Consider the following 15,578-nt stretch of genomic DNA (forward strand, 5'->3'; position numbering starts at 1 on the left):
CTTGATTTAGGGGCGGGATAAGGGTAATCTACTATCCATCATGAATATTCTTCCTGAAAACATTACTTCAGCAAGCGTCGAAGATCACAGCCGCGCAGAAAATTGGGACAGAAATGATCAAGCCGATCGCGAGATCTCGGCGGCGAGCATTTATGCCCAAGGTGGTCTGTCGCGTCTCCAGACCTATGCTGCCAATCAAGACCTAGGAAAAAAAGTGACAGCTTCTTGGCGTGCTGCTTTGGCTATGAGGGATGCCGGTCCCCCAGCAATGTTGCGCAGTGTGCGCCCCAATATCGTGCAATCGATTCGTGCATTCAGAACTAGTGACCTAGCTGAGGCTGCCACTGAACTTGGACAGCACTTTGTGTATGCAAGCTGCACCAATGCCAATACCAAGGGTGAGGTGCTCGAAGCAATCGCGAACGCCTATATGTTTACCAAGCAGCAGGCTAAAAACTTTGATCCCCTGTTAGATGCTCTGACAACCTTGGTTGACAAAGCTGGTCCTCAGCCAGGTTTTGTGGTGGTCCTCGAGGGTTTGCCTTGCACTCAAAAGTTTGACAAAGAAGCCAGGGAGACTCTCCTAGATGTGTTCCGCGATGCCGTTGAGTTTTGGTCAGAGCGCCGCGTCCCATATCGAGTCTTTTACTCGTTCGCTTAACTCGTCTTTAAGCTCCAAATACTCTCTACGGCTGAGATCGTAACGATCCCAGCCGTTTCCGTTCGTAGAATGCGTGGACCAAGTGATAAGGCGGTAAAACCAGCCTGTTTGGCATATTCCTCTTCCTCAGGGCAAAATCCTCCCTCTGGACCAATCGCAAGTGCAATGCTTTGGGGTGGATGCCGATTTAGAAATTGATGCAGCGAATCGGTGGTCGTTGTGCTCAAAAGGATTTTTAACCCAGCCACACTTTGTTTGAATGCATCCCGAGGATGTTGGATTGCATTAACTTCTGGAATGACGCTGCGATCGCATTGCTCACACGCCGCTTGCGCGATTGCCTGCCAATGAAGCAGACGTTTTTCTAGTCGCTTTGAGTCATGTTTGAGTTTGACCACCGAGCGCTCACACTCAATGGGGGTGATGCTTGTCGCCCCCGTTTCAACAGCTTTCTCGATGACCCAATCCATTTTGTCACCGCTGGCAAGTCCCTGAATTAGATCTATGCGATAAGGGAGCTCGCGCTGGCGATCTTCTTGGATTTGTTCAATTTCAATCTGGGAATAGGTTTCGTTCGTTCTGGAGACTCTTCCTACCGCGGTATGGCCTTTACCATCAAACACAGTGAATACATCATCTGCTCCGATACGACGAACGCGTAAGTGATGGGCTAAATCATTATCAACTGGTAGAAGTTGTTTTGGTAGATTAGATTGGGCCCAATCACCTGCTAGGTAGAACTGTGGCATACAAGCTCAGTGAGTAATTGGATCAATTACTTTTTCTTATTGCGACAGTTCTTTTTCTGGCAATGACCATACATCGCCAGAGAATGCTCTTGGAGCTTAAACCCGAGGGATTTGGCAATTTCGTTTTGGCGTTTTTCAATGGCCGAATCCACAAACTCCTCGACATGACCACAGTCAAGGCACACAAGATGGTCGTGATGATTTCCTTCATTAAGCTCATAAATGGCTCGGCTATCCCCCTTACTCGACTCAAAATGGCTTCTTAGCAGGATTCCGGCTTGCTCAAATTGGGTTAAAACGCGATAGACCGTGGCTAAGCCGATATCGGAGTTATCCTTCACAAGTGCCATGTAGACCTCTTCGGCACTAAAGTGCGAATCCGCGTTTTCCTGAAAAAACTCAAGGACTTTCATCCGTGGCGCCGTGACTTTTAGACCGATTTCACGGAGGTCGGTGGGGGTGGCGTTTTGGCTCATACGATTTGGCTCGATTGGCAGGTTTGGGCGCTAAAATCAGATACTTAATGATACGTTGAACTGTTGACCCATGCAGATTAGCATTTTTACTTGCCGCAAGCCAAATCGAGCTTTTGCATCACGGATGTTGATCGTGTTGTGCGCCTGTCTTGGTTTGGGTGCGTGTACCTCGGCGGTTGACAATACTCAGCGAGCTTGGATGAATACTATTTTCCAGCCGTATGTCCCCGATGTGGTTCAAGGCAACTTTATTTCCAGTGAGCAATATGCTCAATTAAAAGTAGGTATGAGTCGAGAGCAGGTGCGCCAAATTATGGGTACCCCATTATTAGCGAGTTATTTTCATGCCAATCGCTGGGACTATGTATTTGAGTTTAAGCGCGAGGGTCAGACCATCGGTAAGGAGAGACGCGTCACATTATTTTTTGAAGGCGATAAGCTCGTGAAGTTTGATGGCGATGCCTTACCTACTGAAGTAGAGCTTGTGGCCGAGATTGACAACTATGCGCGGGAGAAGCGCAGTTTTTGGGAAGTGCTAACGGGTAAAAATAAACCACCCAAGCCAGTAAAGAGGCCACCCCCTGAAGTGATGGTGACTAGCCAGCCTAATAATTTGCCGGTCCCAACACCGCAGCCTGATGTGGTGATCACCCCTGTTAAAAATTAATTAGAGAGCTAGCGATGCCAATGAAATTTGCAGTTGCGGGCGCAACCGGAAAAATGGGCAAAATGCTCATCGACACGATTTTGAGATCATCCAATGCGCAATTAACCGGTGCCCTTGAGCATCCTAGTTGCCCCTTATTAGGAACGGATGCGGGAGCATTTTTAGGTCAACAAACCAATGTCTTGATTACGTCTGATTTGGCCAAAGGATTAGCGGGTGCCGAGTATTTAATTGATTTCACAAGGCCCGAAGGAACTCTATTGCATCTTGAAGCTGCAAAGCTGGCAGGTGTCAAAATGATTATTGGCACGACTGGTTTTACTGCTGAGCAACTGCAACAGCTTCGCGGTGCGACCGACACTATTGCTATCGTATTTGCGCCTAATATGAGCGTGGGTGTAAATGCCACCCTCAAAATTTTGCAAGTCGCCGCCCAGTTGCTTAACCAGGGGTATGACATCGAAATTGTGGAAGCGCATCATCGGCACAAAGTGGATGCACCTTCAGGAACGGCCATCAAAATGGGTGAGGTGATTGCGAAGGCCCAAGGTCATTCCCTAGCTGATCTGGCGGTGTATGCCCGTGAGGGTCACACTGGTGAGCGGAAGCCAGGCACCATTGGTTTTGCAACGATACGGGGTGGTGATATCGTGGGTGATCACACCGTGATCTTTGCCGGTGAGGGTGAGCGCATCGAAATTAGCCATCGCTCCACAAGCCGTCAATCGTATGCCGAGGGCGCCTTACGAGCCGCTGCTTTTTTGCAAAACCAACCTAAGGGCTGGTTTGATATGCAAGACGTCTTAGGCCTCAAATAATTTAATCCCTAACAACAAGAACAATTAATGGATAAACATCAGGCTAAAGATTACGATTTTCGGAGTATTGAAGCGCGTGCACATCATGAGTGGCAAGCTAAGGATGTCTATCGTGTTAGTGAAGATGCAAAGACATCCACTGGTCAATTAAAGCCGAAGTTCTATGCCTGTTCGATGCTGCCTTATCCCTCCGGTAAGTTGCATATGGGTCATGTGCGCAACTACACCATCAATGATGTGATGGCGCGCCAACTGCGGATGCAAGGCTACAACGTCTTAATGCCGATGGGTTGGGACGCATTTGGTATGCCGGCCGAGAATGCCGCACTTCAGAATAATGTGCCACCCGCACAATGGACCTATCAAAATATTGATTACATGCGTGGTCAGATGGCAGCGATGGGGTTAGCAATTGATTGGTCACGGGAGATTGCAACGTGCAAGCCTGATTACTACCGTTGGAACCAGTGGCTATTTTTGAAGATGCTTGAAAAAGGCATTGCCTATCGCAAAACCCAAACCGTCAACTGGGATCCAGTAGATCAAACCGTTTTAGCGAATGAGCAAGTGATCGATGGCCGTGGTTGGCGCTCGGGCGCCTTGGTTGAAAAGCGGGAGATCCCTGGGTACTACCTCAATATTACTGCGTATGCTGAAGAGTTATTAACGGGACTCGATGATCTAGCATGGCCTGAGCGCGTCAAGATCATGCAACAAAACTGGATTGGTAAAAGCCATGGAGTACGCTTTGCATTTACTCATCAAGTTCAGGATGATGCCGGCCGTTTCATTAACGATGGCAAGATGTATGTGTTCACCACACGCGCGGATACCATCATGGGCGTCACGTTTTGTGCGGTTGCTGCCGAGCATCCCTTGGCTGCCAAGGCGGCACAAACCAATCCAGCATTAGCGCAATTCATTGAACGTTGCAAAACCGGGAGTGTGATTGAAGCCGATCTGGCGACCCAAGAAAAAGAGGGCATGCCAACCGGTTTGTATGTGACCCATCCCTTAACCAATGAGCCAATTCCGCTATGGGTTGGTAATTACGTACTGATGTCGTATGGCGATGGTGCGGTGATGGGGGTTCCCGCCCACGATGAGCGCGACTTTGCCTTTGCTAATAAATACCATTTACCTATTAAGCAGGTAATCGCGGTTAAAGGGGTAACCGATCTTTTTAATACCTCGCACTGGCAAGAGTGGTATGCACAAAAAGAGAACACCGAGTGTATTTACAGCGGGCCCTATGACCGCTTATCGTACCCAGATGCTGTGCAAGCCGTTGCCAGAGATCTGAAAGAGCGAGGCCTTGGTGAGCTAAAAACAACCTATCGCTTGCGCGATTGGGGCATTTCTCGACAGCGCTATTGGGGGACTCCAATCCCCATGATTCACTGCACTGATTGTGGCGAAGTGCCAGTTCCTGAGTCGGATTTACCTGTGGTCTTGCCCGAAGACTGCGTGCCAGATGGTTCTGGTAATCCTCTCAATAAACGTCAAGATTTTTTAAAAGTCGATTGTCCGAAGTGCGGTAAGCCTGCACGGCGTGAGACCGACACCATGGATACCTTTGTAGATTCCTCATGGTATTTCATGCGCTATACCGGTCCCGATGCAAAAAGTATGGTGGACTCTCGTAATGACTATTGGATGCCAATGGATCAATACATTGGCGGAATTGAGCATGCGATCTTGCATCTGCTGTACGCTCGGTTTTGGACCAAGGTAATGCGCGATTTAGGTTTGGTGCGTTTTGATGAGCCTTTTCTAAATCTCCTCACGCAGGGGATGGTTCTTAACGAAACCTTCTATAAAGAAGATTCGAGTGGCAAAAAGCAATGGGTTAATCCTGCTGATGTCGAGCTTGATCTTGATGAGAAGGGACGACCCATTGCAGCTAAGCTCATCAAGGATGGCTCACCAGTCAATATCGGTGGTGTCGAGAAGATGGCCAAAAGCAAAAATAATGGCGTTGATCCGCAAGCCCTGATTGATCAGTATGGCGCTGATACGGCACGGCTATTTACGATGTTTGCCGCTCCACCTGAGCAGCAACTCGAGTGGTCGGGTGCTGGTGTAGAGGGTGCTTCTCGGTTCCTGCGTCGTTTATGGAGCTATGCGAGTTCGCAAGCGGAATCTTTACAAGCAGTACATTCGTCCCTTCCAAGCGATCTCAATGCTAACGAAAAAGAGCTGCGCTTTGAAGTGCATACGATTTTGAAGCAGGCTAATTTTGATTATCAACGTCGCCAGTACAACACCGTGGTCTCGGCTGCCATGAAGATGTTGAATGTGTTAGAGCCCTTTAAGTTAAATCAGGATGTAAATTCGATTCGTCCTGAAGTGCTTTCGGAATCACTCGGAATTTTGCTACGCATTTTGTATCCCGTTGTTCCACACTGCACCTATGCGTTGTGGGAAGACCTTGGATTTGCCAAGCACTTTGGCTCTTTATTGGATGCACCTTGGCCGCAAGTGGATGAGTCTGCTTTGATTCGGTCGGAGATTGAGTTGGTGTTGCAAATTAATGGCAAACACCGAGGCCAAATCAAGGTACCAGCCGATGCCTCAAAAGATACGATTGAGGCTATTAGCTTACAGTCAGAGCCTGTTTTGCGACTCTTAAACGGTGCGGCGCCCAAGAAGATCGTTGTGGTTCCGGGCCGCTTAGTGAATGTGGTTGCATAAGCAGATGAGCGTACCTCATAATTTCAATCGTCGCCTGCTGCTAAGAAGTAGCCTTTTTGGCTTCATAACAGTTTTTGGATTGTCTGCATGTGGTTTTCGTTTACGTGGCTCTGTCACTATTCCCTATAAATCGATTTTGATTTCAGGGCGACCATCGCCCCAATTACGTTTTGACCTCGAGCGCATTATTTCGACAGGAACAAATGCAAAGGTAGTCACCTCGGGTAAGGATGCCGATTTGATTCTGGATATTGTGAGCGAAGATAGTACTCGGCAAATTTTGACCTATACCTCGACGGGTCAGATTTCTGCGTATCGACTCAATAATCGGGTCGTGTTCCGCGCTTTTGATAATACGGGTGCCGAAGTCATTCCAGAATCCGATATCTATGTGATACGGGATCTCGATTTCACTGTGGCAACTGTATTGTCTGCCGATATCCAGCAACAACAATTTTTAGAGAGCATGCGTTCTGATTTGGCGCTGCAGATCTTGCGTCGCATTGCCACCCTAGGTCGGGTGAGTAAATAAATTTTCTATTTGATCGATTTCAATGATCAAAAGTGATGCCTTTCAGATTCATTTGGCTGGTTTAGCGAAGGGTTCCCAGAGCCTTCATCCCTTATATGTTTTTTCGGGGGATGAGCCACTTCTGATGATGGAGGCTGTGGACAGCCTCAGGGCATTTGCCAAAACCCAAGGATTTACTGAGCGCGATGTGATGGTTCAGGATCGCTACTTTGATTGGCCATCGTTATTAAGTGTCGGGCAATCCATGTCCCTGTTTGGCGATAAGCGCTTTGTGGAACTGCGTATGCCCACTGGCAAACCTGGTCGCGAGGGGGCGGATGTACTGAAAAACTTTGCCACTTCTTTAGGATCAGCCGGCTCAGTGCCTGACGTGATTGTGTGCATTCAGCTTCCGCGTCTTGATCTGAAAACTAAGGGCTCTGCTTGGTTTATGGCCCTCGATGAAGCTGGTATGGCGGTCCAGATTGATTCGATTGAACGAAGTCAATTACCCCAATGGATTGCTAAGCGAATGTCACTGCAGTCGCAATCCGTTGAACCTGGGGAAGCGGGGCTGCGCAGTTTGCAATGGATGGCCGATCAGGTTGAAGGTAACTTGATCGCTGCCCATCAAGAAATTCAGAAGCTGGGACTTTTGTATCCCAGCGGAGTGATTACCGATGAGCAAATTCGTGCTGCGGTTCTCAAAGTTGCTCGCTATGATCTATTTGAGCTGACAGAGGCACTACTGTCTGGTGATGCGGCACGTCTGAATCGAATGGTAGATGGCCTACAAGGTGAGGGTGAGCCCTTGCCTCTAATTCTGTGGGGAATTAGCGATGAGCTAAGAACGCTTAATCGGGCCCAGACTGCGCTTACTGCAGGAGAGAGTTTGCCAACCATCATGCGCAATTACCGCATCTGGGGAAAGCGTCAGAAGCTTTACCCTATGGCCCTCAAGCGCATTCAACCTAAGAAATTAAAGCAAGCTCTCGTACTCGCTGCCAACTTGGATAAGCAGGCAAAGGGTCTATGGGTTCGAGATCTTCCAGCCAATCCTTGGGATGGTTTGCGACTTGTTGGGAGTTTATTGCGTTAGAGTATCAACTATGGCAAATGAGATGAACCAAACGATTGAGCAAATGATGCTGACCATTGGTCAGCAAGCTCGCCTCGCTTCAAGGGCGATGGCCAGAGCCAGTTCTGAGCAAAAGAATCAGGCATTAAGCAATATTGCGAAGGCTATTCGTAGGGATGTCGCAAAGATTCTGGCGGCCAATGCCCGTGATGTGGAGCGGGCTAAGGCCGCTGGTCATGACGCTGCATTTGTGGATCGTTTGACCATGACCGAGAAATCAATTGAGACCATGGCCTTGGGTCTTGAGCAAATCGTCACCCTGGAGGATCCAATCGGTCAGATTACCCCCTTTAAACAGCAACCCTCAGGTATTTTGATTGGGCAAATGCGTGTACCCCTTGGTGTGATTGGCATTATTTACGAGTCCCGTCCCAATGTCACGATTGATGCGGCAGCTCTATGCTTAAAGTCAGGAAATGCTGTCATTTTGCGAGGTGGATCGGAGGCAATTGACTCCAATACATTTTTAGCTGGATTAATTCAGGAGGGCCTGGCTGCCGCTCAGTTGCCAGCCAATGCCGTGCAAGTGATCCAAACAACTGATAGGGCTGCCGTCGGAAAAATGATCACTATGACCGAGCACATTGATGTGATTGTGCCTCGCGGCGGGAAGAGTTTGATTGCGCGCCTGATGCAAGATGGCCGAGTGCCCATGATCAAACACCTCGATGGAATTTGCCATACCTTTATAGATGAGGCTGCGGATATCGATTTAGCGATTAAAGTATGTGATAACGCCAAGACCCAGCGCTATGCTCCTTGCAATGCGATGGAAACTCTACTCGTTCATGGCAAGATCGCACCTCAGGTTTTACCCAAGCTTTGCCGAATTTATCAAGACAAAGGCGTGGAATTGCGTGTGGATCCAAAGACCCGCTCCTTGCTTGAATCGAATCAATTTGCTAACTTGGTCGATGCGACTGAGGAAGATTGGCGCACAGAGTATCTGGCGCCGATCTTATCGATTAAGACTGTTGAGAGTCTTGATGAGGCAATGGATCATATTGAGCATTATGGTAGTAAGCACACGGATGCGATCATTACCCAAAATCAAGAGCATGCCAATCGTTTCTTGCGAGAAGTCGATAGTGCGAGTGTGATGGTCAATACCAGCACCCGATTTGCAGATGGCTTTGAGTATGGCTTGGGTGCCGAGATTGGGATCTCCAACGATAAGTTGCATGCGCGTGGCCCCGTTGGTCTTGAGGGGCTGACCTCGTTGAAGTACGTGGTGATGGGCCACGGTGAAATACGTCAGTAATTTTGATAAAGAGACTCTATGTTTGATGGTTACCTTTGGGCTAAAACCCTGCACATCGTTTTAATTGCCTCATGGTTTGCTGGGCTTTTTTATTTACCCCGTATCTTTGTAAATCTGGCACAAGAAACCAACGATATCGCCTATGAACGTTTAATCGGTATGGCACAACGACTCTACCGTTTTATGACCATCCTGATGATGCCAGCGGTCGCTTTGGGACTCATTTTGTGGCTGTATTACGGAGTTGGCCGCGGCTCGATCTGGATGCATGTGAAGGTGTTATTAGTGCTGATTGTGATTGGCTACCATTTGCAATGTAAGCGTCTCCTTAAGCAATTTGTTCAAAAGCAAAATACCAAAAGCCACGTGTGGTTTAGATGGTTTAATGAGGCTCCAGTTTTGCTGATGTTGGTAGTCACTGCTCTCGTAGTCATTAAGCCGAGCTGATCCCTATTGTGAAATTTTTTATTGTTTGTCCGGGCGGACTTGAGGCAGTTTTAGCCCAAGAGCTCGAGGAGATTGTTGCTCGACCTGAGATAAAAGCATTGGGGCGATCATCGGTTGACCCAGCCCCGTCAAGCTTAACCGGCGGAATGGGGGTTGAGGGACCGCTTGCCTTAGCAATGGCAATGAATCTGCATTCACGGATTGCCAGTCGTGTTTTGCTAAAGATGACCGACGGACCCTATAAATCCGAGGATGATCTTTATCATCAAGTAAAAGCGATTGGTTGGGAAGATTGGTTTTCCTCGAATCAAACGCTTCGGGTCGATATCACCGCACAACGATCGCCTCTAAAGAGTTTGAACTTTGCTACTTTGCGAATCAAAGATGCGATTGTTGATCGTTTGCGCGAGCAAACGGGTGGGCGCCCGAATATTGATACAGTGAATCCCGATGTGCGGATTCAGGTTCATTTGACGCAACAACATGCCACCATCTATTTGGATACCTCGGGTGAGCCTTTGTTCAAGCGCGGCTGGCGGGAGGAAAAGGGTGAAGCGCCTCTTAAAGAGAATCTCGCTGCTGGGATTTTGCGATTGACCAACTGGCAAGCTGCAATACCGCTTTATGACCCCATGTGCGGAAGCGGCACCTTTTTGATTGAGGCTGCCCAGATAGCTTTTCATATTCCAGCGGGGGCGCTGCGAGCGCGCATACTTGGCTCATCCAATCAAAATATAGCCGTATCGTGGAAGCCATCGGTTATGCAAAGTGGCTTTGGCTTTTTGCGACTCAAGCCCTTTTTGAGCTCCCTGGAAAAAAAGAACTGGCAAACACTTTGCGATGCTGCGAAGACAGAAATGCATCGGCATCAGAAAGACACTATTGCAATTAGTGGCAGCGATATCAACGAGAAAATGATTGCGATGTGTAAGGCCAATTGGCAACGTGCGCAGTTGCCTGGATTGCCTGTGGTTCGACAATTGGATGCTATCGCGATTAGGCCGAATATTGATTTAAGCGAAGGGCAAAAAGGGGTGATGGTATTTAATCCACCTTATGGAGAGCGCCTAGCTATGAAGGGTGGCGACTCTGATCGACCCCATGTCTTTGGTGATAGCAAGGCTGCATACATGCAAAAACGACGTACGAGCCGAGAGCCTTTATTAAAAGAGCCGATCGATCCGAAGTTTGCAATGTTACTCGATCAGTTTAGCAAGCAACTGAAAGACCATTTTGCGGGTTGGGAGATCTTTGTTCTCACTGCGGACATGGGCTTACCGGGCCATTTACGCATGAAAGAGTCCAAGCGCACCCCATTATTTAATGGCCCCCTGGAATGCAGACTTTTCAAGTTTGAGATTCGGGGGCGAAGCGATGCCCAGAAATCGTAAAATAAGATTTCAATCTGAAAGAAATAACAAATGGAATATAAAACCTATATGTGCCTGATCTGCGGCTGGATCTACGATGAAGCCAAAGGTTGTCCGGATGATGGCATTGCGCCTGGAACCTTGTGGAAAGATGTTCCCATGAACTGGTCGTGCCCCGAGTGTGGTGCGCGCAAAGATGATTTTGAGATGTGCGTCATTTAATGAATTAGACTTTTTAATGAATGCCATGAGCCAAAACGATCAACTCTTCACACGCGCCCAGAAAACGATTCCAGGTGGCGTGAACTCTCCAGTGAGGGCATTTCGGCAAGTGGGGGGTACCCCGCGATTTATCAAGCGTGCAGAAGGCCCTTATTTTTGGGACGCCGACGATAAGCGCTATGTTGATCTCATCATGTCATGGGGGCCCATGATTGTTGGGCATGCGAACCCAGAAGTAGTGGAAGCAGTGCAGAGTGCCGCAACTCAGAGTTTTAGCTATGGTGCCCCGACCGCAGGGGAGATTGATCTTGCTGAGCGTATTTGTGAGCTAATGCCAGCAATCGAACAAATTCGTTTAGTGTCGAGCGGCACTGAAGCGACCATGAGTGCCTTGCGTTTAGCCCGCGGCTATACCAATCGTGATTTGATTATTAAGTTTGAGGGCTGTTACCACGGCCATGCGGATAGCCTGTTGGTCAAAGCCGGTTCTGGTTTGCTCACTTTTGCCGATTCCACAAAGAATGCACCTTCATCGGGTGGTGTACCTCAGGATTTAGTGAGGCATACCTTAGTGCTGCCCTATAACGACGTTGGTGCTCTAGAAGAGGCCTTCAAGCGCCATGGTGATCAGGTCGCTGCATTAATTTTGGAACCGATTGCTGGCAATATGAACTTAATTCGTGCGACTCCCGAGTTTGTCAAGGCGGTTCGTTCGCTCACCCAGCAGTATGGCGCCGTATTGATTTACGACGAGGTGATGACGGGATTTCGGGTGGCCTTGGGCGGCACCCAATCCTTGCATGGCATTCGGCCGGATTTAACTTGTCTGGGCAAAGTCATGGGTGGCGGTATGCCCATGGCAGCATTTGGAGGTAAGCGGGAGATTATGGCGAAGCTCGCTCCCTTGGGTAATGTTTATCAGGCAGGCACCTTATCTGGCAATCCCGTTGCAGTAGCTGCAGGGGCGAAGACATTGGAGATCATCTCGCGACCCGGGTTTTTTGAATGCCTGACCGAACAAACAAAAAAATTAATGGCGGGATTGCAGCAAGAAGCCAATCGAGCCAAGATTCCATTCTCGGTCGACAGTGTTGGTGGAATGTTTGGCTTCTATTTTTCACAGACGGTACCAACTTCATACGAAGCAGTGACCAAAACCGATATTGAAGCTTTCAAACGCTTCTTTCATGCGATGTTGGACGAAGGTGTTTACCTTGCTCCATCCGCCTATGAGGCTGGATTTACATCGATTGCACACGATAACGCAGTGGTTGATGAGATTATTCGTGCAGCTCAGCAATCGTTTCAGAAGATTTAATACGCTCACATCCGTAGCGGGTGATCATAGCCCGCCACACTGACTGTCTTAATCGAAAGCGATTTGGAATCCTCAGCTAAAGCCTTGGAGTTCATCCTTTCCAAGTGGTCAAGATCGATTGCAGTTAGAGTACCGCCCCATACGCAGCCAGTATCAATTCCGATCACCCCTTGGCGATTGAGTAAGCCAAGCGTTGACCAGTGACCAAAGACAATAGGGATCGATTTTGTTTTACGATCAGGCGCTTCAAACCATGGGATATATCCAGCTGGACCACTTTCTAATCCCTCTTTGCTTTTGAACTCCATTTCGCCCTGAGGAGTACAAAACCGAATCCGGGTTAGGGTATTGGTGATTAAACGCAAACGATCAAATCCAGATAATTTTGGATTCCAGCGATTTGGGGTATTGCCATACATTTGGGATAAAAAATCTCGATAGTTTTTATGGCGTAGTGCAATCTCCACCTCATGAGCCAAAGATAAAGTTTTCTTAATGCTCCATTGGGGTAGCACCCCTGCGTGCACCAGTAAGACCTTGCCATTACTCAGTGCCATGGGACGGCATCTCAACCAATCGATGAGCTCACGACGATCAGGTGCAGCCAAAATATCATCGATCGTATCAAGAGGCTTGGTATCTCGAAGTCCTGCATCACACGCCAATAAGTTCAGATCATGATTACCCAAAATACACTCGGCAACCCCCTCTTCCTGAAGTTGCTTGAGTCGCCGCAAGGTACCCAGCGAATCTGGGCCACGGTTGACGAGATCCCCCAGAAAAATGAATTTAGAGCCATGGGGGAGTTTCTTGATGAGTTGATTAAGGGGCCTTAAGCAACCCTGTACATCACCAATCGCAAAGACGCGCGTCATTACTCAAGCCACTTTTTTCACAACGTTATAGCGAATCAAGGTCGCCTTGCGGGCTTCATCATGATCGACGATTGGGCTTGGGTAGTCTTTACCCAATACGATGCCAGCAGCCTCGAGCTCAAGTTGCCCTGCAAGCCAGGGCGCATGGATTGATTTATTGGATAGCTTTTCAAGAGCAGGAATGTAGCGGCGGATAAATTTTCCTTCAGCATCAAAGCGCTCAGACTGGGTGATGGGGTTAAAGATCCGGAAGTAGGGCTGAGCATCACATCCAGAAGACGAGGCCCATTGCCAACCACCATTATTAGAGGCAAACTCAAAATCGTTCAGATGCTCGGCAAAATACTGCTCCCCCCAGCGCCAATCGATGCCGAGGTCTTTGCATAAGAAACTAGCCACGACCATGCGCAAGCGATTATGCATATAGCCTGATTGATTGAGTTGATGCATGGCTGCGTCGACTAGTGGGTAACCAGTTTGGCCATCGCACCAGGCCTTAAATAATTTTTGTGCTTTGGGACCGTGCTCCCAAACAATCTTGTCATAGTCGGGCTTAAATGATTGGCCATCGGCAAGGCGTGGGTGATTGGCCAAAATCATGAAATAGAAGTCCCGCCATATGAGCTCACTCAGCCATGTGCTTGCACCAAGACTGCCTGCAAACATTCGACGATGAGCCTCGCGAACCAAGCCCCGGATTGATAGAAGACCAAAGCGCAAGTATGTAGAGAGGTAGCTGACGCCTTTGGTTGCTGGGAAGTCTCGGCCAATGTTGTATTGATCAATTCGTTTTAGAAAGTCACTCAAAAAGAGCTCAGCACCCTTCTGACTTGGGGGTAGATACTTTTCTATGCCTGTCGGTCTAAATCCCATGGATTCCAGCGAAGGGATGCCGGTATCAATGCTCTTGGGAATGGGGGCATATCGACCCTGTAAGCCAGCATTAGGGAGATCGCAGACAAAGGGCTCAAGGTCTGAGGGGTTTAGTTTCTTAAGCCATGCATTCTTATACGGAGTAAAGACCGAGAATACGGTTTCAGAGTTAGTTAAGACTTCAGTCTTCTCAAAAATAACCTGATCCTTAAAATGCTGGAACGCAACGCTATTCTTCGCAAGCGTTTGTGCGATGGCCTCATCGCGTGAAATTGCCGAGGGTTCATAGTCATAGTTGGTAAAGACTGCTTGTGCACCAAGTTGTCTAGCTAAGGTGGGGATGAGTTCTATTGGGTTACCATGACGGCAAATGATTCCGCTTTCTTGAGCTCTTAGGGTTTTATCTAGATCTTCAATCGTTTGCCAAATGAAATCCACCCTGCGATCAAAACCCTGACCTATAGAGAGTAAGGGGTTAAGAATCGAAGTGTCAAAGATAAAACAGACCCAGACCTGTTGATACTGTTTTAGGGCGTGATGAAGAGCCGCCTGATCATATAGGCGTAAATCACGTCGAAGCCATACCAATGCACTTGTCATAGGCTCTATCTTATTCGGGAATGCGATTTTGATTATGATGCCCTCATGGATAGCCTATTTTTTATTACTTCGAAGATTGTTCAATTCCTAATTGAGCCTTTAAACCTGATTTTCTTGGCTACCCTTCTGGCATGGTTTTTTCTTACCATTCGCAAGCCTGTCTTCACCAATCGTCTTTTGGCACTTGCAGTCATTGGCTTCCTAGGCGTGGGGTATATGCCTATTCCTGAGTCTTTGATCCGTATTCTGGAAAATGCCGTTCCCAAACCATCGATTCAGAATCTCAATCCTGACCAATTTGCAGGGATCATTATTTTGGGTGGGGCTATAGAGGGCGAAGATGTTGCCGTTGATCGTGGTGAGATATCTCTTAAATCATCGGCCGAGCGTGTTACGAAGGGACTAGAGCTCATTCGAAAGTATCCTGATAAGCCATTTATCTTTAGCGGTTTTTCGGGAAGAGTAAATCCAAGAGGGATGTCAGAGGCCGATGCCTTTAAGCAATTGATTCAAGAGCAAGGGCTTGCCGATAGAACAAACACCACTGCCTTTTACGAGAATCAATCTCGCAATACTTATGAAAATGCGGTTTATTCCAAAAAGATTATCGATGCCATTTATCCACAATCCCCAGACCAACTGTTAAAACCATGGCTTTTGGTCACCTCCGCGAGTCATATGTATCGCTCTGTAAAAATCTTTGAAAAGCAAGGCATTGCGGTGATTGCTGTACCAGTGGATTACCAAACAGCGAATACCTTGCAATGGCGCGAATTTGATTTAACGGAGGGTGCATTTCTGTGGAATAAGCTACTGCATGAATATATTGGGATTGCAGCATATCAATTGACTGGAAAAATATCACTTTTCTGAATTCCTGAGGCTTGCTAGAATGAGT

Annotated in this window: 16 protein-coding genes; 12 read left to right on the forward strand and 4 right to left on the reverse strand. The window is 48.0% G+C overall.

The genetic code is table 11. From position 1 onward, the window contains the following. The first annotated feature begins 40 nt into the window (after positions 1–40). The gene (locus QUE60_RS01150) at positions 41–661 is read left to right on the forward strand and encodes a barstar family protein (protein WP_108509280.1); all 621 of its coding nucleotides are present in this window, start codon (positions 41–43) and stop codon (positions 659–661) included. On the opposite strand, the gene QUE60_RS01155 is transcribed toward QUE60_RS01150, so the two are convergent. Both QUE60_RS01155 and fur read right to left on the reverse strand, forming a co-directional pair. Further along, a complete protein-coding gene (locus tag QUE60_RS01155) occupies positions 658–1,410 on the reverse strand; it encodes a 16S rRNA (uracil(1498)-N(3))-methyltransferase (RefSeq protein ID WP_286223915.1) in 753 nt (250 codons plus the stop codon). The two genes, QUE60_RS01150 and QUE60_RS01155, sit on opposite strands and share 4 nt — an antisense overlap. A 26-nt stretch (positions 1,411–1,436) precedes the next feature. Next, positions 1,437–1,886, reverse strand: coding sequence for a ferric iron uptake transcriptional regulator (gene fur / locus QUE60_RS01160; RefSeq protein WP_286225554.1), 450 nt, complete (start codon positions 1,884–1,886; stop codon positions 1,437–1,439). Between the two features lie 70 nt (positions 1,887–1,956). On the opposite strand from fur, the gene QUE60_RS01165 reads away from it, so the two are divergent. The 10 genes from QUE60_RS01165 to hemL are packed head-to-tail and all read left to right on the forward strand — an operon-like array spanning position 1,957 to position 12,332. Further along, on the forward strand, positions 1,957–2,553 hold the full coding sequence (locus tag QUE60_RS01165; RefSeq protein ID WP_286226923.1) for an outer membrane protein assembly factor BamE: 597 nt from the start codon (positions 1,957–1,959) through the stop codon (positions 2,551–2,553). Between the two features lie 20 nt (positions 2,554–2,573). Next, positions 2,574–3,371: a 4-hydroxy-tetrahydrodipicolinate reductase gene (dapB, locus tag QUE60_RS01170; RefSeq protein WP_286227458.1), complete on the forward strand. Its 798-nt coding sequence runs from the start codon at positions 2,574–2,576 to the stop codon at positions 3,369–3,371. A 27-nt stretch (positions 3,372–3,398) separates the two neighbouring features. Next, positions 3,399–6,065 carry a leucine--tRNA ligase gene (gene leuS / locus QUE60_RS01175; protein ID WP_286226924.1) on the forward strand — a complete coding sequence of 889 codons (2,667 nt, stop codon included), beginning with the start codon at positions 3,399–3,401 and terminating at the stop codon, positions 6,063–6,065. Between the two features lie 4 nt (positions 6,066–6,069). Then, positions 6,070–6,597 carry an LPS-assembly lipoprotein LptE gene (locus QUE60_RS01180; protein WP_286225558.1) on the forward strand — a complete coding sequence of 176 codons (528 nt, stop codon included), beginning with the start codon at positions 6,070–6,072 and terminating at the stop codon, positions 6,595–6,597. A 22-nt stretch (positions 6,598–6,619) separates the two neighbouring features. Further along, positions 6,620–7,675 (forward strand): DNA polymerase III subunit delta, encoded by a 1,056-nt coding sequence (holA, locus tag QUE60_RS01185; protein ID WP_286226925.1) that lies wholly within the window; start codon positions 6,620–6,622, stop codon positions 7,673–7,675. A gap of 22 nt (positions 7,676–7,697) precedes the next feature. Further along, entirely contained in the window at positions 7,698–8,975 is a 1,278-nt protein-coding gene (locus QUE60_RS01190; protein WP_286227459.1) for a glutamate-5-semialdehyde dehydrogenase, read from the forward strand. Positions 8,976–8,993: 18 nt separating this feature from the next. Further along, the gene (locus tag QUE60_RS01195; RefSeq protein ID WP_286223921.1) at positions 8,994–9,422 is read left to right on the forward strand and encodes a CopD family protein; all 429 of its coding nucleotides are present in this window, start codon (positions 8,994–8,996) and stop codon (positions 9,420–9,422) included. Positions 9,423–9,430: 8 nt separating this feature from the next. Then, positions 9,431–10,813, forward strand: coding sequence for a THUMP domain-containing class I SAM-dependent RNA methyltransferase (locus QUE60_RS01200; protein WP_286226926.1), 1,383 nt, complete (start codon positions 9,431–9,433; stop codon positions 10,811–10,813). 30 nt (positions 10,814–10,843) lie between these two features. Then, entirely contained in the window at positions 10,844–11,014 is a 171-nt protein-coding gene (locus QUE60_RS01205; RefSeq protein ID WP_108507762.1) for a rubredoxin, read from the forward strand. Positions 11,015–11,039: 25 nt separating this feature from the next. Then, positions 11,040–12,332: a glutamate-1-semialdehyde 2,1-aminomutase gene (gene hemL / locus QUE60_RS01210; protein WP_286226927.1), complete on the forward strand. Its 1,293-nt coding sequence runs from the start codon at positions 11,040–11,042 to the stop codon at positions 12,330–12,332. Between the two features lie 5 nt (positions 12,333–12,337). Here the strand turns inward: hemL and QUE60_RS01215 are convergent, their stop codons facing one another. Together QUE60_RS01215 and QUE60_RS01220 are read right to left on the reverse strand one after the other, a co-directional pair. Further along, positions 12,338–13,207 (reverse strand): symmetrical bis(5'-nucleosyl)-tetraphosphatase, encoded by an 870-nt coding sequence (locus tag QUE60_RS01215; protein WP_286226928.1) that lies wholly within the window; start codon positions 13,205–13,207, stop codon positions 12,338–12,340. A gap of 3 nt (positions 13,208–13,210) precedes the next feature. Continuing rightward, complete coding sequence (locus QUE60_RS01220) at positions 13,211–14,680, reverse strand: cryptochrome/photolyase family protein (RefSeq protein WP_286226929.1); 1,470 nt, start codon at positions 14,678–14,680, stop codon at positions 13,211–13,213. 45 nt (positions 14,681–14,725) lie between these two features. On the opposite strand from QUE60_RS01220, the gene QUE60_RS01225 reads away from it, so the two are divergent. Beyond that, positions 14,726–15,553 carry a YdcF family protein gene (locus tag QUE60_RS01225; RefSeq protein ID WP_286226930.1) on the forward strand — a complete coding sequence of 276 codons (828 nt, stop codon included), beginning with the start codon at positions 14,726–14,728 and terminating at the stop codon, positions 15,551–15,553. Positions 15,554–15,578 lie beyond the last annotated feature (25 nt).

The organism is Polynucleobacter sp. HIN11, assembly GCF_030297675.1.
Classification (GTDB): Bacteria; Pseudomonadota; Gammaproteobacteria; order Burkholderiales; family Burkholderiaceae; genus Polynucleobacter.